The following is a 23,553-nucleotide window of genomic DNA, read 5'->3' as shown; positions in this document are numbered from 1 at the left end:
ATTTAAGACATGAGCAAAATTAAAGTTGACAATCCCGTCGTAGAACTGGATGGCGATGAAATGACCCGCATCATCTGGAAATTTATCAAGGAAAAACTGATCCTCCCTTACATCGACGTAGACATCAAATACTACGATCTGGGTATCGAATACCGCGACGAGACCAACGACCAGGTGACTATTGATGCCGCTAACGCTATCAAAGAATACGGCGTAGGTATCAAATGCGCTACAATCACTCCTGATGAAGACCGCGTAAAAGAATTCAACCTGAAACAAATGTGGAAATCGCCTAACGGAACCATTCGTAACATCCTCGATGGTACTGTGTTCCGTGAGCCGATCGTCATGCAAAACGTGCCTCGCCTGGTTACCAACTGGACGGCGCCAATTATCGTAGGACGCCACGCATTCGGTGACCAATACCGCGCTACGGACTTCGTAGTTCCAGGAAAAGGTAAACTGACGATCAAATTCGAAGGCGAAGACGGACAAGTGATCGAGCATGAAGTGTACCAATACAAAGGTGCCGGTGTAGCGATGGCGATGTACAACATCGACGAGTCGATCCGCGGTTTTGCACGCTCGTGCTTCAACGTGGCTTTGGACAAAGGATGGCCTCTCTACCTTTCGACCAAAAACACGATCCTTAAAAAATATGACGGTCGTTTCAAGGATATTTTCCAGGAAATATACGAAACCGAATACCAGGGAAAAGTACATTACGAGCACCGTTTGATCGACGACATGGTTGCTTCCGCATTGAAATGGGAAGGTAACTTCGTATGGGCTTGTAAAAACTATGATGGTGACGTTCAGTCGGATACCGTTGCACAAGGTTTCGGTTCACTGGGTCTGATGACCTCAACTCTGGTTACGCCAGACGGCAAAGTAATGGAAGCTGAGGCAGCGCACGGAACAGTAACCCGTCACTACCGCGAGCATCAGAAAGGCAAGCCAACTTCCACTAACCCAATCGCTTCCATCTTCGCATGGACACGCGGTCTGGCGTTCCGTGGCAAATTGGACAACAACCAGCCGCTGATCGATTTCGCTAATGCTTTGGAAAAAGTATGTATCGAAACTGTGGAAGGTGGACAAATGACCAAAGATTTGGCAATCGGCCTACACGGAAACGATGTGAAACACGGTGAGCACTACCTGTACACAGAAGAGTTCCTGGAAGCTATCGATACCAATTTGAAAGCTGCATTAGCATAATATCCACATTTAGTGGTACAAAGCCATCGGTTTCGCAAGAAGCCGGTGGCTTTTTTTGTGGCGGGTACTATTTTATTATATATTACTGGGAACGCGCTTAACAAACCCGACCTGGTGATCAAGATTTTGACCATACTAACCGCACTTATCGTGCTGACCGTGAATGGTTTGCAGGCAGGAAGGTTTGTAACTATCGGGCAAGTAGCCCGTCAGGACACGGTCGCCACCGCCGACTCCGCCCAAAAGGTGATGCAAAAAGACCTGATCGATGTTCTCAGAAGGTGGAAATCTAAGGACAAGTCGGACTCGGTGCGTGTTCCCAAAATCAAATCGGGCAAGCCGATCTTTTCGCTCGTCCCCGCGGGTGGGTATACGCTCTCGTCCGGGCTAACGGGCTCGCTCAATGCGAACATCGCTTTCTACACGAGCAACCCGAAAACGACCAATATTTCGAGTATTACCACCAATTTCATTTACACAGAATACAAGCAGATGACCATTCCCGTCCAGGCCAACATCTGGACGCGGCATAACGACTACAACTTTGTCGTCGACTGGCGGTTTTTCAAATACCCTCAGGATACTTACGGGTTGGGCATGGATTCTAAAATCAGAGATGCTACTAATTTGAAATACAAGCATTTGCGGTCGCACCAGACGGTTTTGAAAAGAATAGGCAAATCGTTTTTTGTCGGGTTGGGATTTGCTTATGATAAAAGGTGGCAAATCATGCAATCTGATAAGGAAGAGAAGCTGAACCAGGATATAAAAGATTATGGATTGGGTAATAAATCATCTTCGGTCGGGCCACTGGTAACCGTCGCTTACGACAGTCGTACGAATTCCATTAACCCGCTGAAAGGGTTTTATTCCAATGTTCAGTTCCGGCCGAATATGAAGTCGCTGGGCAGCACCAATAGCTGGCAAGCAGTCGTTATCGACGTTCGCCGTTATTTCAATTTTCCCCAGGGTAGCCAGAACACCCTCGCATTCTGGAACTACAACTGGCTCACCGTCGGCAAACCTCCCTACCTTGACCTGCCCGCCACCGGCTGGGACCCGACCAACAACATCGGCCGCGGTTACATTCAGGGGCGTTTTCGCGGTACCAATCTGCTCTATTTCGAATCCGAATACCGCTTCGCATTCACCAAAAATGGCCTTTTCGGCGGTGTTATCTTCGCGAATGCGCAAAGTGTTTCGGATTGGCCGTCGAAGAGCTTCCGCAAGATCGCTCCTGCGGGAGGGTTAGGCATTCGTATTAAAGTGAATAAAACCTCCGGAGCAAACATCGCTATCGATTATGGATTCGGTATGGACGGTTCTCGGGGGTTGTTTGTGAATTTGGGGGAGGTGTTTTAACTTTATAGAAAACACACTATGCTTCCAGATGTACAGACTGATCTTTGCAGACCGGGCTTTGAAAAGCCTGAAATCTATCCCTAAACGGGACGCCGAAAACATAATTGCGCAGCTTGAAGAACTGGCAGAATTTCCTCATTTGAAGAGGAATGTAAAATGCCTTCAAAATCATCCGCGTGCAGTATATCGTCTAAGAGTAGGCAATTATAGGGTTCTCTTTAACAAATATGTAGATTTTGAAGTTGTAGAAGTGATTGATGTAGGGCATAGAAAAGAAATATACTGATGAACCTGAACGCACAAATTATAGAGGAAGACGGCAAGCCGAAGTTTGCTCTCTTACCAATTAGCGAGTACGAAGCATTGCTAAGCGAACTTTCAGAATTTGAAAATCTGGAAGACCTTTCGGACTATTTGACAGCTATCAAGATTAAAGAGGAGACCAAAACCTGGCACAGCCTGGAAGACGTGAAGGCTCAGTTGGGAATCGAATAATTTAATGCTCATGTGGGTCCAAATCTCCAAGGTCAAAATTAGTTGGTTTCGATCTTTCGAGGTATTGTTGAGCAATTTTAAGTCTTGACTTCGCATCAATTTCAGGCTGCGCTAACGGGCTAATGATTACCTCCACCGGATCATCGCTAAATGAATCCGGTAACGATATTTTCAGTTCTCCGTTTTTTGGTGTTTCAACTAGTCTAAGCGCAGTCATGACAATTATTTTTATGAAAGTTAACAAATAATTCCCTCAATCCTCCCTCCCTTCCTTCCGGTTAGCATCCGCCATCCGCACAATCTTAGGCGAGAACTTCGCCAGTACTGTCACTAATTCCGTCTGCGCGGCGATCACATCCTCGATATTCTTGTAAACCATCGGCGATTCGTCCAGGTCGCCGCCAATAAGTTGAATACCATTGTCTTGCAAAATCCTGTTCATCTGGCTTCGTGTAGTGGTAGTGAATGCCTTCGTGCGAGACATGACGCGCCCTGCGCCGTGGGAGGCGGAATTTATTGATTCTGCATTGGCTTTACCTCGGATGACATACCCCGGCTGGCTCATCGAGCCAGGGATAATGCCGAGTTCGTCGGAGCCGGCGGGCGTGGCGCCTTTGCGGTGGACCATCACTTCGCGTCCGTCTGCTAATTGCTCTTTCCAGGCGAAATTGTGGTGGTTTTCGATGATTTTTAATGGCTTTTCACCCAGCGATCTCGCCATTTTGTTGTGGATTTCGTGGTGGTTAGCCGAGGCGTAATCTCCGGCGAGGTTCATCGCGATCCAGTATTCCTGGCCTTCTTCGGTATTAAGGTCGAGCCAGGCGAGATGGGCGGCTTGTTTGGGCAGTACCGTCTTTTGCATGGCCAGTTTGGAATAGTAATTGGCGATGTTTCCGCCGAAACCGCGGGAGCCGGAATGGGAGAGCAACGACAGGTATTCGCCTTTGGGTAAATTCAGAAACGGATCGTTTTCAAATACTTCTACAACTCCCCATTCTACAAAATGATTACCGGTGCCCGACGTGCCCAGCTGCCGGTAAGCTTTGTCTTTCAATGAGCGAATGGTTTTAGTAGCTTCCCATTCGGGTGCGTCCATAATGCTTTCGTCGTATTTTCGGGCAGTTTCGCCGCCCATACCGAATTTGGTGTTTTCGGTCAGGATCTTTTTCAGGAAATGCGGCTCGCGTTTGAGATAATCGGTGGGAATATCGAAAACCGACATGCACATGCGGCAGGCAATATCGACACCTACGGCGTAGGGAATTACTTTGTCGGCTTCCGTGGCGAGTACGCCGCCGATGGGTAATCCGTACCCTTGGTGCGCGTCAGGCATTAATGCGCCAGCGACCGATATGGGTAAACTAACGGCAGTCTCCATTTGCAACAATGCGCCTTCTTCGATGTGTTCTTTACCGAAAACCGCGTAATGCGGCTTGTCTTCGCGGAGGTTGAATGTGTTCTTCTTTTGGGGCTCTTTTTCTTCCAAAGTCAATACAGCTTCCTCATTGACAAGCAGTTCCCTGGCGTCGTCGGTCAGGGAAATTTCAGTACCGGCTTTTTTAAGATCATGAACCGTTTTGGCCAGATTCGTAAGCTTATTTTTCGAATAGGCATATTTCTTCGGGTCGTTCAGCATTTTGACGAGCATGAGCAACACCTTCTCTTTCGGGTATTTCGCGCGCTCGTGCAAGCCGTTCGCGACGCGCAGGAAGTCGGTGTGCAGTTTTTCCGGCACGTTGGCCAGGAATAGGATTTCTTCGATGGTAACTGGTGTGTCCATGGACAAATATCGTTGTTGGCTCCGCTATTTCAAGCACATATGGCTTGCCGTCTGGTAAATGATGCATTGCCATTAAATCTTTCTTGACATAATACAATACAACTTCTAAAAAACCCGTACCTTTGCGGGCAATTTGTTGATACAGTTCGCAGTACCTTCTTTAACTTAATTAAAACGTTGCAATGTCCGCAGTAGCAGAGCAAACTCAATTGGCCGACCGCATCAATGCCCTCGAAGAATCTTCGACGCTGGCGATGACCAAAATGGCCCGTGAACTGGCCGCACAAGGCCATAAAGTGATCAGTCTGAGTGTTGGAGAGCCAGACTTCAAGACGCCCGCACACATTTGCGAGGCCGCTAAAAAAGCCATCGACGATGGTTTTCACGGTTATTCCCCCGTAGCAGGTTATCCTGATCTGCGAAAGGCTATTGCTGATAAGTTAAAGCGCGACAATAATATAGATTGGAAACCCGAAAATATCGTGGTTTCGACCGGTGCCAAGCATTCACTCGCGAACGTGATCCAGGTTCTGGTCAATCCGGGCGACGAAGTAGTGATTTTCGCTCCTTACTGGGTGAGCTATTCCGAAATGGTGAAACTGGCGGAAGGAAAGTCGGTGGTTGTAGACGGTGCGTTTGAAAATGATTTCAAAGTAACTGCCGCACAATTGGAAGCTGCTATCACGCCACGTACGAAAGTGGTGATGTACGCTTCGCCGAACAACCCGACAGGCGCTGTTTATTCAGAAAAAGAATTGAGAGAGATTGCGGCGGTACTCGAAAAACATGAAGGTGTTTATGTACTGGCCGACGAAATCTACGAATATATCAACTTTACCGAGGAAGGCCATTTCAGCATTGGTTCTATCCCTGCATTGAAAGACCGCGTGATCACTGTGAACGGTGTTGCGAAAGGTTACGCGATGACAGGCTGGCGGATCGGTTTCATCGCGGCAGCGAAATGGATCGCAGACGGCGTTGAAAAATTGCAAGGACAGGTTACCTCGGGAACGAACTCCATCGCGCAGAAAGCGGCTACGGCAGCATTCAACGGTCCGAAAGAGCCTTCTATCGAAATGGCGAAAGCATACCACCGTCGTCGTGACCTCGTGGTAGGCTTGCTGAAAGACATTCCGGGTTTCAAGGTGAATGTACCACAAGGCGCGTTCTACGCATTCCCCGATGTGAGCTATTATTTCGGAAAATCGGACGGCGAGACGCTGATCAAGGATTCCGATGATTTTGCCAACTGGATTTTGAACAAATCTTACGTTTCGACCGTAGCAGGATCGGGTTTTGGTGCGCCTAACTGCATCCGTATCTCAACCGCCGCTGCCGATGAAGCACTGGAAGAAGCGGTAAAGCGTATCAAAGACGCGGTAGCGACTTTGAAATAATACAAATATGAAATCATAAAAGCCTCATGGGTGTTACCTGTGAGGCTTTTGTGTTGTAAGCCGAATCGATTTTCAATAATGCGGCATTGTGCGGCCGCCGATAGGCCGCCGACCGCCGACCCTATAAAATGAGCAAATACTATTTTTTGAAAGTTAAGGAGGTTGAGAAGGAAACCGAAGAGGCTGCGACGATCCATTTCTGGCATCCGATCAACGAAGTCGTTCAATACCGTCCGGGGCAGTTCCTGACTTTGCTGCTGCCTTTTGAAGATAAAAAAATCAGAAGGTCATACTCGATGTCGAGTTCGCCTTATACGGATGTTTCCCTGGCGATTACCATTAAACGGGTTCCGGGCGGTTACGCCTCTAACCTGCTGCTCGACACGCTGAAAGAGGGCGATGTGCTGGAAGCATTGGAACCCATGGGCCATTTTTTTCCCAAGCAGGCCGACGATCAGACGCGCCAGGTTGTATTTATCGGAGCGGGAAGCGGCATTACTCCCCTGTTTTCGATCCTGAAATCCATTCTGATGGTGGAACCGGAAAGCGAAGTTTTCCTGATTTATGGCAGCCGGAGAGAAGATAGCATTATTTTCAAAGACAAAATCGCGGCTTTGGAGAACAAATATGGCAAACGCTTTACGGTGGTCCATTCATTGAGCCAACCAAACGAAGGCTGGGACGGCGAAACGGGACGATTGAATAAAAGCCACGTGCTGAAAATCATCGAAAAACTCCCCGAGCTGAATAAAAAGGAAGCAGAATACTTCCTTTGCGGACCCGATGATATGATGGAAGAGGCGCATCGGGCTTTGTCGATCCTGGCGGTGCCGGAGGGCAATATCCGGAAGGAGAGTTTTGTCACTGCTACTTCCGCCAAGCCTGGCGAGGTGACTTTGGAGCCCGAGGCAGACGATGACGATTCGCCCAGGACGCGCGAAATCACGCTGTTTTATGAAGGTACCGAGTATAAACTCCCGGTGAAGCCACATGAAACCGTGCTCGAAGCGGCGTTGAATATGGATATCGACCTGCCGTACTCGTGCCAGGCGGGCATGTGTACCGCGTGTATGGGCCGGTGTACGTCCGGCAAGGTGCAGATGGATGAAGAGGATGCGCTTTCCGAGGCGGAGATTAATGAAGGGTTTATCCTCACCTGCGTGTCGCACCCGATGAGCGACGATGTGGTGATCGAAGTGGAATAACGCATTGATAATGTATATAAATGAAAAGGGCAGCGACTGAATCGCCGCCCTTTTGCTTATTTGTTCGGGTCTTTTTTAGGTGGAAGCGGCGGCTTGGGCGCTGGTGCCGGCTTTGCGGATACGGGAGGAGCTACTTTCGCCGGTGCGACTACTGGAGCGGGTGGGGGAGGAGGGCTTCCTGCGCGTCGCATGCGCCCGCTACGTGCAACCCTCGGCGCACGCGGAGGCTCATCGATACCCTGCATCTTCTGGTAGCTCAAAGTTTCCAGCCCGATGTTCTTGCCAAGTTCGCTGATCTTGAAGTTTACTTCCTCGATCTCCCTCTGCAATTTCTGTTCAGGCATGTCAACTTTCATGACCTCTTTGGTCGTATTGGTAATCTGATTGTTTAGCTCAGAAATAACCTGTTCCTGTGCTTTGATCTGCTGCTCAAAATCTGCAAGCTGCTTGTCCAGTTCTGTGTCGCTGAGCTTCGATTCCTTGCCGTCCTGATTAAAGAGGACAGATCTTTTTTCCATCAAATCGGACCTCAATTCTTCTGCACGATGCTTTTTCCATTCGATTTTCTCTATTTCGCGTTCAAGACGTTCGGCTTCAAACCGATACTTCTCCCGTTCGCGGTGCAATTCCTGCAATCGTACATGATGAGGTTTTAATTCTTCATGCATTGCACGGATCTTTTGGTTGATTTCCCACATCTTCCGATCCAGGGTATCATTACCCGATTGCTCGAAATCTATTTCAGGAGCGTCAATGTGAACGTCTGCATAGGCAAATTCTTCCTGGATATTTTCATGAATATGCTCTTCAATAGCCACTTCGGCGATTTCCTCCATTTCGCGCTCCTTGCGGGTTTCGATTTTCACCGGTTTCCGCTTTTTGACGGTGATATGCTTTTCGGCTTTCTTTCCCTTGTCTTTTTCAATCTTCTGTGCTACCGCGTATGCTGAAACGCCTATGACCAATCCGATAGCGAAAATCATTGCCGGCAAGCTTGAAAATGTGCGGATAGGTTTTGGATTCAGACCTAAAACACGCTGTACACGATGAAGCAATAGCGGTTTTTTGGAAGCAAAAGCCATGGCCAGTCCGGGTGTGGCCTGCCATTCGGCTACTTTCACGAGGGCGTGGGCGAGGGACATTTTGTCGCCGCAAACGGCCAATGCAATGTCGTCGCAGCAATGCTCGCGTTCGGCGCGCACTTTTTCGGACAGCCACCAGATGGCCGGATGGAAGAAAAAGATAACTTCCACGAACGATTGCAGCATATTAATCAGGTAGTCGTTCCTGCGGATATGCGCGAGTTCGTGTGCGAGGATCGCCTCCACCTGCGCTGTGGAAAAGCCTGAAAGCAATCCGATCGGGATCAGTACCACCGGGCTGAATGTGCCTATTACCATGGGTGTGAGCACTTTGGCGGTTTCGCGGAATTCCACAGATTTGGAAATATTCATTTTGGCAATGATCACCCCGAACCTGGCCCGCCATTCCTTATCCATGACGATCTTGGCGTTGAACCGAAGCCTTTCCGTGAAAATCCAGCCGCCGGCGAAGCGCAGCAAAAGAATGCCGGAGCCGATCAGCCAGCAAATGACGAGTTCGTGTAAATGGGCGGTGAGCCACATTTGTACCTTAAATGAAATGGGCAGGTCCCGGGAGACTTCCGCCCATGTGCGGGATGCGGATAATGCGGTGTAGCGCGCCAAAGCTTTTACATTGGAAACTGCGCTGGTGGTTTTAGGATAGTAGTAAATGAATGTCCCGACAGATGCGACGACCTGTGCGAAAAGGAAGCCAACACCCGTGAGGTAGCGCGTGTTGGCTGATTTTTTTCTCAAAAAATAAAATGCGGCAACGGCGACCAGCATCAGCAGTGTTCCCTGCCAGATCGAATGGATAAGCGTCCAGCCAAATGCGGAAACGGCCGGACCGGGTAACAGATTTGAGAAGAATTTCATGGCTAACGATTGTTTTCCAGGTTATTTAATAACTCACGAATTTCATCCAGTTCTTCTTTGGAGGTGGTATGATTCCCCAACGCTTGCATGACCATTTGCGCGGCCGAGCCTTGAAAGAGGGTTTCGACCATTTTACCAACCAGATTCTGCTGCGTTTCCTCTTTGCCAAGGAGCGCGACGTAAATATGCGATCGTCCTTGCTCCGTGCGGTAGAGCAGCCCTTTGTCATGCATGATCTGCATGAGTTTCAAGGTAGTCGTGTAGCCAACATCCTTGGTTTCGGAAAGGGCATCATGCACGGCACGGACGGTACTTGGGCCTGCCTGCCAGAGGTAGTTCAGGATTTCCAGTTCGGATTCGGTGGGCTTGATATACATGATATTAGTTAATTACGATAATCTTCGTACCAAATGTCTACGAAAAAAATCGTACATGCAAGCGTTTACTACGATTTTTTTCGTAATTAACGTTATACCCTATCTAATATATTGTATTTGAATGGATTACGCAAGAAAAAAGTCCGGCGGGGAAGCCGGACTTTGCAGTATCGATGTGAAAAATTCCTAAACGTAAGTGTTCAGCATTACCGGCATTACGAGCATCAGGATGTCTTCGTTTTCCTCCTGATCTACCGGGATAATCAGCCCGGCGCGGTTTGGAGCGGAAAGTTCGAAGGTGATGGTCTTGCTGGAAAGGTTACCCAATACTTCAATCAGGAATTTCGCATTGAAACCGATCTCCATATCATCGCCATTGTACTCGCACATCAGGCGTTCGTTGGCTTCGTTAGAATAGTCGAGGTCTTCCGCCGAAATGACCAGGTCGTTCAGTGCCATTTTCATGCGCACCTGGTGGGTAGTCCGGTTGGAGTAGATCGAAATACGTCTCAGAGAGCTAAGGATTTCCAATCTGTTAATGGTAAGCGTATTCGGGTTGTTGGTCGGGATCGCGTTTTCATAATCCGGGAAACGCTCGTCGATCAACCGGCAGATCATACGGATATTACCGAAGCTGAAAAACGCGTTCGAGGAAGTGAATTCCGCTTTCACGGGCACATCGTCGGACGGCAAACAACTTTTCAGCAGATTCAATGCTTTCCGCTGAATGATCATTGACGTATCGATGTCCGATTTGATGTCGATACGGCGGTAGCGCACGAGGCGGTGACCGTCGGTAGCGACGAAAGTTGCGCTTTCAGCACCCATTTGCACAAAAACCCCCGTCATAGCCGGGCGGAGATCGTCGGTACTGGTTGCGAACAAGGTGTTTGAGATAGCTGCTCCCAATGCCGTCGAAGAGAAATCCACGGACTGGCCGCGGTTCACCACCGGTGTTTTCGGGAAATCGATCGGGTTTTCACCCGACAGTTTGTAGCGGCCATTATCGGAAATAATTTCAGTACCAAAAGTTTCAGCATTCACCTGCAAGGTAATCGGTTGCTCGGGCAGGCCGCGCAGGGTGTCGAGCAGCAATTTTGCGGGAATGGCGATCGCTCCTTTTTCGGATGATTCCACTTCAATTTCCGTAATCATGACGGTTTGAAGGTCGGATGCGGTCACGGTCAGTGAATTTCCTTCCAATGTGAGGAGGAAATTTTCGAGAATTGGCACTATTGGGTTCGTTGAAACGACACCGTTTATAGCAGACAGCTGTTTGAGTAGAACTGATGACGAAACGACAAACTTCATAATTCGTGACGTAAGTGTTTAGTTGATAGATTTATATGCGGAAGATTCCGGAAAAACTTTGTTGTAGGGAACAAAAGTATAAAAAATTACGGAAGCGCCAGCCGCGTTGTCAACCAAATTTTCGGATTCTGAGGTAATATCTTGCTGCCCCGAAAAGACCAATTAACACTACCGGCAGGAGCAAATTAAGCGTTTGCCAGAACTTCCTGTTTTCCTGAATCTGGATTTTGTCCAAAGCCCGGATGGCGATCTGTTTACCGCGGGCATTGATCAAACCGTTGGCGTCTGTCATATAATCCAGCGCGTGAAGCACGAAATCCTTATTGCCGAAAGTTTGCTTCGTGACGCGGTCGTAACCGAGCGGTAATGGGGCATTCCTTTTATAATCATAATCGTTCACGATCAGGTCGCCGTCGGAGCAAATGATCACCTTTCCTGCATTACCACTCGCCTTGAACTTCGCTGCGCGCGGATCACCGGGCAGGATGCGGTTTTGAAAGAGCGATGTGAATGATCCTTCGAGCAATACCCCGGCGAGTTTAATTCCCGAGCGGTATTCCGAAGGTTCAGGATCTTTACGCGCCTCATTGTAGCCCACGAGCGCGGGCGCATTCACGAGCTGGGTGTACGGCGAGGTCAGCAGCAAAGGCATTTTGGCAATGCCGTTCGCCCCGCCGACCGTGTCGATCGAGCTCAGAAATCTTGTGTAAACGGCATTCAGGTTACGGGTTACCGTATGTGTCCCAAAATTGTTGAGGAGTGGGAAAAAGCGCCAGGGCATGGGCTTGATCTCGGGATTATCGCCAACGTTACCCACATTCAGCAGGATTTGTGCGCAGTTCATGTCTTTGACGAGGTTGGTATTTAACCGGACACCCCATTTGAAAAACAAATCGCCAAGGTTCAGATCGAGCGGCTGGGCATAATTACCATCCAGACTTACACTATCCACCCGTGCGCCGTCCACAAAAAACAACGCCTTACCACCGCCTACTACATATTGATCGAGCTTATACTTTTCAGCCTCCGAAAATGCGCTGTCGGGTTTCATGATGATCAATGCGTCCAGGCCTTCGTATGACTCAGGATTGTTCATGTCCAGGAAAACATCGTAGCTCTGTTGAATTGTGGCGATAATATCGCTCAAACGGGCGGGGGAAATTTTCGTATGGCTAACCACAAACCCTACCTTTTTCCGTTCCGGGTTCGCCAGCACACGTATCGCGGATGCCAGTTCAAACTCGACACCTTCGTAAGACTGGTTCAGCTGTTCTTCCGGCGAACTCGCTTTATTACCTTTCAATAACTGAACCGGGACCGAAAGCGTATCGGCCTGGACAATCACACCGGGGAAAATAATTTTTTCCGTGCGCTTGCCGTCCTCGTTCGCGAATACATTGGTAGGATTCAGCCCGCGGTCGATCAGGCTCATGTATTGCTTTTGGCGCTGCTCTTCACTCGTGGCGGCGGATGGATCAGAATAATTGACGATTAAATGCCCGTTGGCGTAGGTTTTAAACTCTTCCAAAGTTTCCCGCGTAGCACTTTCGAGGCGTTCGAAGCCGGCCGGAAAGTCGCCCGAGAGGTACACATTCACGATCACATCCTTTTCCAGACTACCCAAAAGCGTTTTGGTAGCGTCGGAAATGCTGTAACGTTTATCCTCGGTAAGGTCCCACCTGAAAAAAAACGATGAAGCCAGCCAGTTGATCCCGGCCAGGACAACCACAAGCAGTACAAACCGGGTAAGATTTTTTTTCATTCGCACAAAGGCTGATTTCAAACAAAAAATGGGCGATTCAGACGAACCGTCCATTCCTGCAAAAATATAAAAAACCGAAAATCAATCGGGTTTTATTGCCCGCGTGACGCAGGTTATTTCTTTTTATAGGTGCAAGCCGAGTTGTCGGCCGCGACGTAATACGATTTGTAATTCGTCGCCTTAGGGTCCATACAGCCTTTCAGGTTAAGTAATTCGATATTCCGGAAATCGATCGGATGGCTTTCGGCTTGCAATGCAATGTAGCCGCTGCCGAGTTTGGTATTGTCCTTTTTGATCCATTCGGCTTCATTACCTACTTTCCCGTCCTTAAAAGTGTGGTTTTTGCCGACGTAACCGCCGCCGATGCGCGGGTTGGTGAAAACGAGCACAGTATCGCCACCGATCATATGGTAAACGATCGAATCGCCGAGTACGATTGCTTCGGCATCCACCCATTGGTCGCCGTTGTAGGTTTTGGAACTGGAATTGATGCAATGCGCTTCGGCCAGTTTACCGTCGATATCGACAATCGTGCCCGGTGTGCAGAGGTTACCCGTGTTGCGCTCGCCCGCATTGAGGCCGCCCAGGTATTGCATTTCCAATGAAATCGGAAAGTCCTGGTCGAGTCCGAGGCTTGCGGCCGATTGCGAATGCAGCATAATACCGCTATTCCGCACATTCCAGGATGCCCCTCCGGGTACCTGGTTGCCTGTGAAGCGGTATTGAAGCCTGATTTTGTAATGCGAGTAGGGCTTGTTGTAATACATATGGCCATATTCCGTCGTGAACTTGTCGTACTCCTTATAGTTCACGCGGATCATGTTATCCTCTACAAGGAAGGTGTTTTTGTAATTGTCATTCACCTTATGGCCGGCGATTTTCACATCCCAACCCGTAAGATCCTTGCCGTTGAAGAGGGATTGCCATTCTTCCTTGTCGGCGGGTTTTTGGGCTTTGGCTAGGAAGGTGATGAAAAGCAATAGAAAGGTGATTTTGGCGGTCATAGAGGCTATTGTTTTTTTAATGCCACGAAGGCACAAATTAGCACGAAGGGCATTCGTGGATATTCGTGCCTTCGTGGCATACCATTAAAGCAGAAGCCGTTTGTATTCTAACTTCCCCCGCCCAAAATTCACCAATAGTCCCAGTTTATTCCGCGAAACTTTCAAATAATTCAAGGTCTGGGCAACATGCTCATCTGTAAGGCAAGAAACGCATTTGACTTCCAGAATGATCTTGTCAAGAACCACAAAATCAGCAAAGAACTTATGAGGCAGTAAAATTCCTTTGAAGAAAACCGGGTACTCCTTTTCTCTTTCATAAAACAGTCCTCCTTGCCGGAATAGTATTTCCAACGAATCTTTATAAACGATTTCCAGAAAGCCATGTCCGAGCTCGCGATGCACCTCTATGCATTTGCCGATGATACTATAAGATTCTTCTTTGTAAACGATTTCCATTATAAACAGGATTAGTTATCCCATTTATACGTAGGAATTCAAAAAGGTAACACTATCGCCTCCGCCGCTTAGGCTTTGGCGAGCTACCGCCACCACCCGAGCTCCGCTTCACGCGCCCGGAACCGCGTGGCTCCTTGGGCTTGCGATCCCGTGGCCTCCGATCGTTATCCCGATCAAAGCCCGGACGGCTGAATTCGCTCCGACGACCTGGCTTGGTACCGGCAAGGTAAAGGTCCATGCTCCGCCGTGCCAGGTTGGTCTCCTTCACTTTCACCTTCACCGCATCGCCAAACGTATATATTTTCTTGGTATGCTGGCCGATAATGCGATAGTTTTCCTTTTCAAGCTCGTAGAAATCGTCGCCCAGGTCGGTCATACGGATGAGACCCTCGGAAGCAGTTTCGGTGATTTCCACGAAAATACCGAACTCGGTTACACCGGTAATGATGCCGTCGAACTCTTTCTCGGGGTCCATCGTGCTCATGAACTCAACCTGCTTGTACTTGATCGAAGCCCTTTCCGCTTCCGCAGCCAGCCGTTCGCGCTCGGATGAATGCTTGGAAGCGATTTCGTAAGCTTCCTTATCGACATTGGCACCGCCGTCGAGATAATGCTGTAACAGCCTGTGCGCCATTACATCGGGATAGCGGCGAATGGGCGAAGTAAAATGCGAATACCGCCTGAATGCCAGTCCAAAGTGACCCATATCTTCGGTGCTATACCGCGCTTTGGCCATCGTACGCACCGCCAGCGATTCGATCAGGTTTTGCTCGGGCTTACCTTCCACTTTCGCCAGCATGGCATTCATGGATTTTGCGATCTGACCTTCTTCCTCGACTTCCAGTTTCAACCCCAGTTTGGCCACAAAATTCGCGAAGGTCTGCAAACGATCGGGGTCGGGTGCTTCGTGAATACGGTATACCATCGTGTTTTTGACTTCGCCCTTGGAAAGCGAATACACATATTCCGCCACGCGCTTGTTGGCGAGCAGCATGAATTCCTCTATCAGTTTGTTCGAATCGTGCCGTTCTTTGGTATAAATGCCCAACGGCCGGCCTTCCGGATCGAGACGGAAGCGTACTTCCGGCGTTTCGAAGTTGATAGCACCTTTTTTAAAGCGCTCTTTCCTGAAAACCTTCGCCAGTTGGTTCAGCGTATCCAGTTCTTTCGGGAAATCGCCTTCGCCCGAATCAAGCACGGCCTGTGCTTCTTCGTAGCTAAAACGGCGGTCGGAATGAATCACCGTCCTTCCAAACCATTCTTTCAGCAATTTTCCCTTTGAATTAATTTCAAATATGGCCGAAAATGCCAGCCTGTCCTCATTCGGGCGCAACGAACAAAGGTTATTTGAAAGCTTTTCGGGCAGCATTGGTACCGTTCTGTCTACGAGATAAACGGACGTAGCGCGACGAAACGCCTCTCTTTCGAGCTCGGTACCGGGCAACACATAATGCGAAACATCGGCAATATGCACGCCTACTTCCACCACATCTTCGCCCAGATATCGGACAGACAATGCGTCGTCAAAATCTTTGGCATCTACCGGGTCGATCGTGAACGTCAGCACATCGCGGATGTCGCGGCGTTTGGCAATGTCTTTTTTGGCAATTTTATCGGGAATTTTCTGCGCCTCGGCTTCCACGATTTCCGGGAAATGGTAAGGCAATCCAAACTCGGCCAGGATCGCGTGCATTTCCACGTCGTTGTTACCTGCTTTTCCAAGCACCGACACAATTTCGCCCTCAGCCTGGCTCCTGCGAGTAGGCCATTCTTTCACTTTCACGATGACTTTATCGCCATGGCGCGCCTCTCCTACCTCGTCGGGTTCGAGGAAAATAGGGTCAAAAAGCTTCTTGTTATCCGGCTGAACGACCGCGAAACGCGGGTTAATCTCAATAATACCGACAATCTCCGCATTCGAGCGCTCCACGATTTCGGTAACGCGCCCTTCCGTCCGGTTGCGACCCGAATCGCCGCGCGATTTTGTATTGCGTGTATTTCTCGAAAGCGGCTGGATCTGCACGATATCGCCATCCCAGGCTCCATTCAGCAATTCCAGATCCACGTAAATATCGTCGTCGCGCCCGTCTATCACCACGAACGCAAAGCCTTTGTTGACGCGGTCTACGCGACCGGTTAGTCCTGTGGGCTTGGTTTTGAGCGGAACGGCGGTATAAGTACCATTTTTATGGTATACCAACCGGCCATCCTGTTCTAGTTCGTGCAGGATTTCGTTGAAAAGAAGCCTTACTTTTTTGTCGTGCACGCCGAAATGGTCATGCACATCGAAAGGCCGGAATGCGTGTTCTGCGTTCAGATCAAAGAACGCGGCAATGTCCGCCTTTAAATTATCTATGTAAGAAACGATATGATGAGGCGTCGCGGCCTCCCTTCTTTCAGGTTGCAGTTTCTTATTACTCTTTTTATCTCTCATGTATTCAATGTATAAAATGTCCCGCGTTTTTCACGGAACTTCGATATGGGCCGCTGTTTTCCGCCGACCGTGGGTTACTCCACCCGTACGATATTTGGTTCGGGTATTTGGTCAAGGCAATGCAGCCGTAAATAAAGTTGGGCAAGCACTACCACGTCCTCTCTGCAATATCGGGAAATTTTAGCCAGATCATTTTCCTCGTAATAAACCTTTGTTACCTGGTCGCCGCTCATTTCGTTCTTGCTTCCGGGAATATCAAAAACGGCGGCGAGCAAATCGAGCGAGGTGTAGCTTTTGTAGTCACCGAATTTCCACAGATCCATCGTGTCCTGGTGGAGAAGCTCCCAGGGCTTTTTACCCGTAATTTGTAATGCTTTGGGGATTTCGATGCGGTGGATCAGCATCCGTCGGCAAATGAACGGGAAGTCGAATTCTTTGCCATTATGGGCGCAGAGGATTAGCTGTTCGGCGGGGTATTTTTCAATCAACGCCTTGAATTGCAGCAGCAACTGAACTTCGTCGTTTCCTGCGAAGCTACTCACCTTAAACGCAATCTCGTCTTTTTCGTTCCAATAATACGCGCCGAAGGCAATGCAGATGATTTTTCCAAACTCCGCATAAATGGCGCCGCGGTCGTAAAAGTAGTCTGCATTCGTAGTTGTATCGTCGCCTTTTTTGAGTGCCAGGGCCTTTTTGTCCCAGAGTTTCTGCATTCGCCCGGGGAGTTCGTCGTAGCTGGCGTGCGAGCAAACGGTTTCAATGTCGAGGAGCAGGAAATTTTTGGCGCGGCGTTTGAAATCTTCTGTCATAGTGTGTAGGGTTTAAATGATGATTTTCAATATTATGCAAAATATCGAAATGATAACTTATATCACTTAAAACCCACACGAAAGAAGGTCACTCATGCAAAACACCTTCCAGCCCCAGCGGATCGATCGTCATCATGTTTTCCTCGACGATACTGTCAGGTACGAAAATGAATTTCTTATCAAAAATCTGACTTCCAATGAAGTAGCTCACCCAAAACTCATTATTCAAATGAAAGACATCCGGCATGATCGGCTCCACCACCACGTGCCCGCCGGAGGGGATTTCCGGGAAAAAATGCCTTAATGTGGAAGTCCGCTGATCGGTATTCGTACCCGACTCCGTGTTACCATAACCTTTTGAAGTCACAAAAACGCTTGTGACCGGCTCGTCGTTGCGGTTGATCACGATCACGTTCCATTCTTCGGCGTTCAACTCATTGGTACTCCGCACAATCGCGACCTTTATTCCCTTCACAGGGTGAAAAATAATATCCTTCTTCATTACACTGCTTCCCATTCCATACTGAACAATTGCGCCAGATGGTTTTTTAATTTAAATGAAACTTCTTCTAAATCCACTTCCCCGCCCAGTTCCGCCGCCAGGGACGTAACGGCCTTATCTTCAATCCCGCACGGGACAATATTTCCGAAATAAGACAAATCAGTATTGACATTCAAGGCAAATCCATGCATCGTGACCCACCGACTCGCTTTCACACCCAATGCACATATTTTCCTTGGGTTTTTCTGTTCCTCAAAATCAATCCAAACACCCGTCAATCCTGAAATTCGGCCCGCTTGCACGTCATACTCCGCTAATGTAAGAATAATAGCCTCTTCGAGCGTACGCATGTACACATGGATGTCCGTGAAGAAATTGTCGAGGTCGAGGATCGGGTAGCCCACAATTTGCCCAGGGCCGTGGTAAGTAATGTCCCCGCCGCGATTGATTTTGTAGTATTTCGCCTGCTTCGCCGCCAGATCATCTTCCGCCAGCAAAAGATGTTCGGGCTTGCCACTCTTCCCCAGCGTATATACATGCGGGTGTTGGCAGAAAAGCAGGATATTCGGCGTCAATTGCTGCTTCCCGGGGTCGAGGCCGCGATTCTGCGTCTTAATTTCCAGCGTCTCCGCAAAAATTTTCTCCTGGTAGTTCCAGGCCTCCTGATAATCGATCAGGCCGAGGTCCCGGAACTGTACTTTTTTATTGATCAGGGTATTCATTTCAATGGTCAAAAAAATTTTCCGGACAATGCGTTACCAATTTGTAGTTGCTACGTCTAAATGTTCAGACCGGAAGCTTCCGGTTTACCCGACATATCGTACACACACGTCCCCGTTTCACAACGCTAATTTATTAGCTAAATGTTCGTCAAATTTGTCAGTGCAACTAAATTCTGTGATTATGAAGCTTTTACTTAGTGTTAAAGACGACAAAGCGGAAACCTTTATGAACATGCTTCAAAACTTCCATATGTCAAAGTAAGCCAGCTTGAGGCGATCATATCAGAATCTGAGTTTTTGATTAAACACACATTATTATGGCTACACACAACGACCTTGGCCGCTGGGGCGAAACCACCGCGGCATCCTTCCTGCTCGAAAAGGGCTTCAAAATCATTGCCAAAAATTACCGTAACTGGCAGTCCGAAATCGATCTGATCGTCACCAAAGACGAAATGCTGATTTTCGTGGAGGTAAAAACACGTAGCGGCACAGCATTCGGCATGCCCGAGGAGTTTGTAAATGGAGCAAAGGCGAAGTTGATCATGCGCGCCGCGGAGCAGTACATTTTCGATATCGATTGGGAAACTGATGTCCGCTTTGACATTGTATCGGTCCTCACGCTGCCCGATGGCTCGACGGAGATCCGGCATATCGAAGACGCATTCAGCCGGTAACGTTACCTGCGGTTATAAGTAGAAACCCCATCACAGCACATTTTGAAGATATTTCTTTAAGTATTTCAAAATCTGACTGTAATGAAAGGAGATTTGGTACTGAACCGGCGGGAAATGCTCAAAAGCAGTGCGCTACTGGTGGCATCGGCGGCGTTCGGCGAAGACGATACGCTGAAAACCGGTCACGCATTGGCCCCGAAATACCAGATCGGCGCGTGCGACTGGTCGGTAGGGCGGCAACTAAGCCCGGAAGCATTCGAGCGGGCGAAACAGATCGGTTTGCACGGCATCCAGGTAAGCTATAATACCGGGAAAGACGAAAAGGGCCTTTCGGTGCCGGAAACCTTGCAGGCAATCCGCGACGCGTCCGCGCGTACGGGTGTGAAAGTGTCGAGCCTGGCGATCGGCGAGCTGAACCGGGTACCGTACAAATCACAGCCGAAAACGGAAGAATGGGTCTGGAACAGTGTGGATGCGGCCAAGGCATTGGGCGTGAAAGTGATTTTGCTGGCGTTCTTTTCGGACGGCGACCTCCGCAACGATGATGCCGGTAAAAAAGCCGTGATTGAACGTTTGAAAAAAGTGGCACCTCATGCGGAGAAACAAGGCATTACCTTGGGTATCGAATCCTGGCTGAGCGGACAGGAGCATTTGGATATTATCCATGCGGTCGGTTCGAAGGCGGTGAAGGTTTATTACGATTTTCGCAATTCCACCGACGCCGGCCATGATATTTTCAAGGAAATACCGATGCTTGGCAAAGATATGATTTGCGAAATACATATGAAGGAGAATGGCCAGCGCCTTGGCGAAGGCCCGCTCGACTGGCCGCGGGTGGCGAAAGCGGTAAAAGACATCGGTTACGAAGGCTGGATGCAAATCGAAGGCGCTACCCCGCAGGGAGCCGAGATTATTCCGACTTACCAGCACAATCTTGATTACCTCAAAGGACTATTTCTAACGTAGGATGACGGATTAAGGAGGCAAAGCTTCTACGGCTCATTGCCCCATTCTCCCTTTCCTCCATCCTCCCTTTTTGATAACACACCATGAACATTACCAACACATTACCACTCCGCAGAACCGGTATTTTGACGGGAAGCATTCTGCTGGCTTCCGTTTTCAGCATGATTTCAATGCAAAACGGCCGGGAACCACAGCATCGATCCTTCGTACCGGTCGTGGCGGCCGGCGATTCCTCGCGCTTGTACGTGCCCGACGACCTTGAAGCCACATTATGGGCGGAAGCACCGATGTTCTATAACCCGACGAACATGGATATCGACGCCAAAGGCCGGGTATGGATCACGGAGGCCGTGAATTACCGCGATTTCAATACCAAACCTGCCGAGCGCCTCAGCCATAAGCAAAAAGGGGACCGGGTGATGATCCTGGAAGACCGGGATGGCGACGGAAGGGCAGAATCTTCCAAGGTGTATGTAGAAGATTCGTTGCTGACGGCACCGCTGGGCATTGCGGTGATTGGTAATAAAACCATCGTCTCCTGCGCGCCTAACCTGCTCGTGTACACGGACACGAATGGTGACGACAAACCCGATAAACGCGAAGTTTTCCTAACCGGGTTCGGTGGTTTCGACCATGATCACTCGCTACATTCGCTCATCGTCGGGCCGGATGGGAAGTATTATTTCAACACCGGTAATGCAGGTCCGCATAACGTCACCGACAAAAGTGGCTTTACATTGAGAAGCGGCAGTCTTTACACCGGCGGCACGCCTTATAACAAGAAAAATGAAGGGAATCAGAAGTCGGACGACGGCCGCATTTGGGTAGGTGGCCTCGCATTGCGCATCAATCCGGACGGTACCGGCCTGAAAGTGCTGGGCCACAATTTCCGCAACAGCTACGAAGTGTGCCTCGACAGCTACGGCAATATGTGGCAGAACGATAACGACGACCAGGTGATCACCTGCCGCGTTTCTTTTTTGCAGGAAAACGGCAATGCGGGCTATTTTTCGGCCGATGGTACCCGCTACTGGCAGGCCGATCGTCGGCCCGGACAGGATATTTTCGCCACGCACTGGCACCAGGAAGACCCGGGCGTAATGCCGGCCGGCGACAATTCCGGTGCGGGTTCTCCAACGGGTATTGTATTTTATGAAGGGGATGAATTGGGGAAAAACTATCGCGGCACATTGCTGAGCTGCGAAGCAGGCCGTAACGTAATCTTCGCCTACCAGCCCAGGCCGCAGGGGGCCGGTTTTGAATTGAAGCGCCAGGACCTGATCAGTTCTTTCCCCAAAGTTTCGGAGCGGTACGAATGGTACGAAACCGACCAGGACTATCGCAAATGGTTCCGACCGTCGGATGTGGCTGTGGGGCCTGATGGGGCCATTTACATCGCAGATTGGTATGATCCGGTCGTAGGTGGGCACGCGATGAAGGATAAAAAGGGCTACGGACGCATTTACCGCATTATACCCAAAGGGAAGAAGCTAACTACACCGAAGCTGGATTTCACGACAACCGCAGGGCTTGTGAATGCATTGCAAAATCCAGCGATCAATGTCCGGGCATTAGGTTTTGAAGGGCTAAGAATGAAAGGCGGGGCTGTCGTACCGGAAGTTAAACAGTTGCTGACGGCTGAAAACCCGTACCATCAGGCGAGAGCCATCTGGCTTTTGGCGCAATTGGGGGAAAAAGGCAATGCGGAAGAGGTGAAACTGCTATCGTCCCCGAATGCAATGCACCGGCTCACGGCCTTCCGTGCATTAAAATCGACGGGTAAGGCAAATGCCTATTTCGAACAAATGTCCAAAGATGCCGACGCGTCCGTTCGACGGGAGGTAGGAATAGCATTGCGGGATGTTCCTTATCAGGAGGCATTTAACAGTATTTCAAACCTTATTAAAAACTACGACGGCAAAGATCCCTGGATGCTGGAAGCGATCGGTACGGCGGCTGATGGAAAAGAGACTCAGGTGTATGCATATGTACGCGAGGCATTCAAAGCCGACGCGCCCAACTGGAAACCGCAGCGCGCAGGCCTGGCATGGCGACTGCATCCGGTATCAGCCGTGGACGAGCTGAAAACCCGGGCCGGATCTGCGAAAGTATCCGAACCGGAGCGCCGTAAGGCATTGACGGCCATCGGTTTTATCAAAGACAAAAAAGCGGCCGAAGCGATGATCGCATTATCCAAATCCACATTGCCGGATGTGGCCTCGCAGGCTTCCTATTGGATCAATTTCCGCAAAAGCAACGACTGGGCCGATCTGATGAACTGGGAGGAAGCCACCGCGCAGGTAATGACGCCCGCCTACAAACGTATGCTCGACCTGAAAAAGACCGTCGCCGATAAAGCGCAACCCATGCCGCAACGCATTGAAACCGCACGGCAAATGGCCTCGGATGTGAATGGCGGCAATATCCTCGTGGACATGCGCGTGCAAGGCCAGTTACCCGACACCATCGCCAGATCCGTGAGCGAAATCATTTTCAAAAACCCGGATCAGAATGTGCGCGTGGTCGCCAGCCAATTTTTCCCGAGAAACGGAAAGGTTCTCAAAACCGATTTTATATCCAGAATGAATGCCGACCCGTCGCACGGCGAAAAGATATTCTCGACAACTTGTGCCGCTTGCCACAAGCATGGCAAAATCGGCGCCGAAATCGGGCCGGATTTGACTACTATCCATAAAAAATTCGACAAAGCGGGCCTCCTCGATGCCATTGTGAACCCATCCGCCAGCATGGTTTTCGGCTATGAAAGCTATACCATCGTAACCAAAAAGGGGGATACCTATTTCGGGTTTCTTATGAGCGATGGCGCAAATGTGGTTTTGAAAGATGCCGCCGGCCAGCAGCATACGATCAAAGCCGATCAGATTAAAACGAGGGAAAAGATGCCGTCGTCATTAATGCCCGAACCGACTGCATTGGGACTCAACGAACAGGATTTGGCCGATTTGACGGGGTATTTGTTGAATTTCAAATGATGGCTAACCGCCTGAAAATATTTATCACGGTGCGCTGCACCTCACATCTTGCACACGAATACCCCGTTTCTACAAATATTTTGGTGCTCTGCACCTGTCGTTCGCGCGAACCCCGGAACGAT

21 protein-coding genes are annotated in these 23,553 nt (G+C 49.4%); 9 read left to right on the top strand and 12 right to left on the bottom strand.

What is annotated here, in order from left to right:
• Positions 1-9 precede the first annotated feature (9 nt).
• The 4 genes from BMW93_RS33605 (at position 10) to BMW93_RS33590 (ending at position 3,078) form a co-directional block, all read left to right on the top strand.
• A complete protein-coding gene (locus BMW93_RS33605) occupies positions 10-1,221 on the top strand; it encodes an NADP-dependent isocitrate dehydrogenase (RefSeq protein WP_090386964.1) in 1,212 nt (403 codons plus the stop codon).
• 114 nt (positions 1,222-1,335) lie between these two features.
• Positions 1,336-2,583 carry an outer membrane protein assembly factor gene (locus BMW93_RS33600; protein ID WP_229241099.1) on the top strand — a complete coding sequence of 416 codons (1,248 nt, stop codon included), beginning with the start codon at positions 1,336-1,338 and terminating at the stop codon, positions 2,581-2,583.
• A gap of 28 nt (positions 2,584-2,611) precedes the next feature.
• Positions 2,612-2,869 carry a type II toxin-antitoxin system RelE/ParE family toxin gene (locus tag BMW93_RS33595; RefSeq protein ID WP_090386962.1) on the top strand — a complete coding sequence of 86 codons (258 nt, stop codon included), beginning with the start codon at positions 2,612-2,614 and terminating at the stop codon, positions 2,867-2,869.
• Positions 2,869-3,078 (top strand): prevent-host-death family protein, encoded by a 210-nt coding sequence (locus BMW93_RS33590; RefSeq protein WP_090386960.1) that lies wholly within the window; start codon positions 2,869-2,871, stop codon positions 3,076-3,078. The genes BMW93_RS33595 and BMW93_RS33590 overlap by 1 nt, the downstream gene beginning before the upstream one ends.
• 1 nt (position 3,079) lies before the next feature.
• Here the strand turns inward: BMW93_RS33590 and BMW93_RS33585 are convergent, their stop codons facing one another.
• The gene (locus BMW93_RS33585; RefSeq protein ID WP_090386958.1) at positions 3,080-3,295 is read right to left on the bottom strand and encodes a hypothetical protein; all 216 of its coding nucleotides are present in this window, start codon (positions 3,293-3,295) and stop codon (positions 3,080-3,082) included.
• A gap of 36 nt (positions 3,296-3,331) precedes the next feature.
• Positions 3,332-4,858, bottom strand: a complete 1,527-nt coding sequence (locus tag BMW93_RS33580) for an RtcB family protein (RefSeq protein ID WP_090386956.1) — start codon at positions 4,856-4,858, stop codon at positions 3,332-3,334.
• A gap of 182 nt (positions 4,859-5,040) precedes the next feature.
• Here BMW93_RS33580 and BMW93_RS33575 point away from each other — a divergent pair, with 182 nt between their 5' ends.
• Together BMW93_RS33575 and BMW93_RS33570 are read left to right on the top strand one after the other, a co-directional pair.
• Positions 5,041-6,255 carry a pyridoxal phosphate-dependent aminotransferase gene (locus BMW93_RS33575; protein WP_090386954.1) on the top strand — a complete coding sequence of 405 codons (1,215 nt, stop codon included), beginning with the start codon at positions 5,041-5,043 and terminating at the stop codon, positions 6,253-6,255.
• 128 nt (positions 6,256-6,383) lie between these two features.
• Positions 6,384-7,460 (top strand): ferredoxin--NADP reductase, encoded by a 1,077-nt coding sequence (locus BMW93_RS33570; protein WP_090386952.1) that lies wholly within the window; start codon positions 6,384-6,386, stop codon positions 7,458-7,460.
• 56 nt (positions 7,461-7,516) lie between these two features.
• Here the strand turns inward: BMW93_RS33570 and BMW93_RS33565 are convergent, their stop codons facing one another.
• The 10 genes from BMW93_RS33565 to lipB all read right to left on the bottom strand — a co-directional run bounded on the left by BMW93_RS33565 (position 7,517) and on the right by lipB (position 18,795).
• On the bottom strand, positions 7,517-9,418 hold the full coding sequence (locus tag BMW93_RS33565; protein ID WP_090386950.1) for a M56 family metallopeptidase: 1,902 nt from the start codon (positions 9,416-9,418) through the stop codon (positions 7,517-7,519).
• A 2-nt stretch (positions 9,419-9,420) separates the two neighbouring features.
• Complete coding sequence (locus BMW93_RS33560; protein WP_090386948.1) at positions 9,421-9,795, bottom strand: BlaI/MecI/CopY family transcriptional regulator; 375 nt, start codon at positions 9,793-9,795, stop codon at positions 9,421-9,423.
• A 186-nt stretch (positions 9,796-9,981) separates the two neighbouring features.
• Entirely contained in the window at positions 9,982-11,106 is a 1,125-nt protein-coding gene (gene dnaN / locus BMW93_RS33555; protein WP_090386946.1) for a DNA polymerase III subunit beta, read from the bottom strand.
• Positions 11,107-11,215: 109 nt separating this feature from the next.
• Entirely contained in the window at positions 11,216-12,868 is a 1,653-nt protein-coding gene (gene gldG, locus BMW93_RS33550) for a gliding motility-associated ABC transporter substrate-binding protein GldG (protein ID WP_090386944.1), read from the bottom strand.
• Between the two features lie 113 nt (positions 12,869-12,981).
• A complete protein-coding gene (locus tag BMW93_RS33545) occupies positions 12,982-13,872 on the bottom strand; it encodes a DUF1080 domain-containing protein (protein WP_090386942.1) in 891 nt (296 codons plus the stop codon).
• A gap of 84 nt (positions 13,873-13,956) precedes the next feature.
• Complete coding sequence (locus BMW93_RS33540; protein ID WP_090386940.1) at positions 13,957-14,328, bottom strand: GxxExxY protein; 372 nt, start codon at positions 14,326-14,328, stop codon at positions 13,957-13,959.
• 52 nt (positions 14,329-14,380) lie between these two features.
• A complete protein-coding gene (gene rnr / locus BMW93_RS33535; protein ID WP_090386938.1) occupies positions 14,381-16,762 on the bottom strand; it encodes a ribonuclease R in 2,382 nt (793 codons plus the stop codon).
• Positions 16,763-16,836: 74 nt separating this feature from the next.
• Positions 16,837-17,571 (bottom strand): 3'-5' exonuclease, encoded by a 735-nt coding sequence (locus BMW93_RS33530; RefSeq protein WP_090386936.1) that lies wholly within the window; start codon positions 17,569-17,571, stop codon positions 16,837-16,839.
• An 88-nt stretch (positions 17,572-17,659) separates the two neighbouring features.
• On the bottom strand, positions 17,660-18,073 hold the full coding sequence (locus BMW93_RS33525; RefSeq protein ID WP_090387075.1) for a hypothetical protein: 414 nt from the start codon (positions 18,071-18,073) through the stop codon (positions 17,660-17,662).
• The gene (gene lipB, locus BMW93_RS33520) at positions 18,073-18,795 is read right to left on the bottom strand and encodes a lipoyl(octanoyl) transferase LipB (protein WP_090386934.1); all 723 of its coding nucleotides are present in this window, start codon (positions 18,793-18,795) and stop codon (positions 18,073-18,075) included. The genes BMW93_RS33525 and lipB overlap by 1 nt, the downstream gene beginning before the upstream one ends.
• A gap of 317 nt (positions 18,796-19,112) precedes the next feature.
• Here lipB and BMW93_RS33515 point away from each other — a divergent pair, with 317 nt between their 5' ends.
• From BMW93_RS33515 to BMW93_RS33505, 3 genes are all read left to right on the top strand, one after another.
• Complete coding sequence (locus BMW93_RS33515; protein ID WP_090386932.1) at positions 19,113-19,472, top strand: YraN family protein; 360 nt, start codon at positions 19,113-19,115, stop codon at positions 19,470-19,472.
• Between the two features lie 81 nt (positions 19,473-19,553).
• A complete protein-coding gene (locus BMW93_RS33510; protein WP_090386930.1) occupies positions 19,554-20,438 on the top strand; it encodes a sugar phosphate isomerase/epimerase in 885 nt (294 codons plus the stop codon).
• Positions 20,439-20,521: 83 nt separating this feature from the next.
• Complete coding sequence (locus tag BMW93_RS33505) at positions 20,522-23,431, top strand: PVC-type heme-binding CxxCH protein (RefSeq protein WP_090386928.1); 2,910 nt, start codon at positions 20,522-20,524, stop codon at positions 23,429-23,431.
• Positions 23,432-23,553 lie beyond the last annotated feature (122 nt).

Source organism: Dyadobacter sp. SG02 (assembly GCF_900109045.1).
GTDB lineage: Bacteria > Bacteroidota > Bacteroidia > Cytophagales > Spirosomataceae > Dyadobacter.
The sequence above is the reverse complement of the archived record's forward strand: the minus strand, read 5'-3'. Positions and strand labels throughout refer to the sequence as shown.

Bases quoted from the DNA above. Each gene is read 5' to 3' on its own strand.
- BMW93_RS33605 (WP_090386964.1), top strand. From the start codon at position 10: ATGAGCAAAATTAAAGTTGACAATCCCGTCGTAGAACTGGATGGCGAT.
- BMW93_RS33595 (WP_090386962.1), top strand. From the start codon at position 2,612: ATGTACAGACTGATCTTTGCAGACCGGGCTTTGAAAAGCCTGAAATCT.
- BMW93_RS33590 (WP_090386960.1), top strand. From the start codon at position 2,869: ATGAACCTGAACGCACAAATTATAGAGGAAGACGGCAAGCCGAAGTTT.
- BMW93_RS33585 (WP_090386958.1), bottom strand. From the start codon at position 3,295: ATGACTGCGCTTAGACTAGTTGAAACACCAAAAAACGGAGAACTGAAA.
- BMW93_RS33580 (WP_090386956.1), bottom strand. From the start codon at position 4,858: ATGGACACACCAGTTACCATCGAAGAAATCCTATTCCTGGCCAACGTG.
- BMW93_RS33575 (WP_090386954.1), top strand. From the start codon at position 5,041: ATGTCCGCAGTAGCAGAGCAAACTCAATTGGCCGACCGCATCAATGCC.
- BMW93_RS33570 (WP_090386952.1), top strand. From the start codon at position 6,384: ATGAGCAAATACTATTTTTTGAAAGTTAAGGAGGTTGAGAAGGAAACC.
- BMW93_RS33565 (WP_090386950.1), bottom strand. From the start codon at position 9,418: ATGAAATTCTTCTCAAATCTGTTACCCGGTCCGGCCGTTTCCGCATTT.
- BMW93_RS33560 (WP_090386948.1), bottom strand. From the start codon at position 9,795: ATGTATATCAAGCCCACCGAATCCGAACTGGAAATCCTGAACTACCTC.
- dnaN (WP_090386946.1), bottom strand. From the start codon at position 11,106: ATGAAGTTTGTCGTTTCGTCATCAGTTCTACTCAAACAGCTGTCTGCT.
- gldG (WP_090386944.1), bottom strand. From the start codon at position 12,868: ATGAAAAAAAATCTTACCCGGTTTGTACTGCTTGTGGTTGTCCTGGCC.
- BMW93_RS33545 (WP_090386942.1), bottom strand. From the start codon at position 13,872: ATGACCGCCAAAATCACCTTTCTATTGCTTTTCATCACCTTCCTAGCC.
- BMW93_RS33540 (WP_090386940.1), bottom strand. From the start codon at position 14,328: ATGGAAATCGTTTACAAAGAAGAATCTTATAGTATCATCGGCAAATGC.
- rnr (WP_090386938.1), bottom strand. From the start codon at position 16,762: ATGAGAGATAAAAAGAGTAATAAGAAACTGCAACCTGAAAGAAGGGAG.
- BMW93_RS33530 (WP_090386936.1), bottom strand. From the start codon at position 17,571: ATGACAGAAGATTTCAAACGCCGCGCCAAAAATTTCCTGCTCCTCGAC.
- BMW93_RS33525 (WP_090387075.1), bottom strand. From the start codon at position 18,073: ATGAAGAAGGATATTATTTTTCACCCTGTGAAGGGAATAAAGGTCGCG.
- lipB (WP_090386934.1), bottom strand. From the start codon at position 18,795: ATGAATACCCTGATCAATAAAAAAGTACAGTTCCGGGACCTCGGCCTG.
- BMW93_RS33515 (WP_090386932.1), top strand. From the start codon at position 19,113: ATGGCTACACACAACGACCTTGGCCGCTGGGGCGAAACCACCGCGGCA.
- BMW93_RS33510 (WP_090386930.1), top strand. From the start codon at position 19,554: ATGAAAGGAGATTTGGTACTGAACCGGCGGGAAATGCTCAAAAGCAGT.
- BMW93_RS33505 (WP_090386928.1), top strand. From the start codon at position 20,522: ATGAACATTACCAACACATTACCACTCCGCAGAACCGGTATTTTGACG.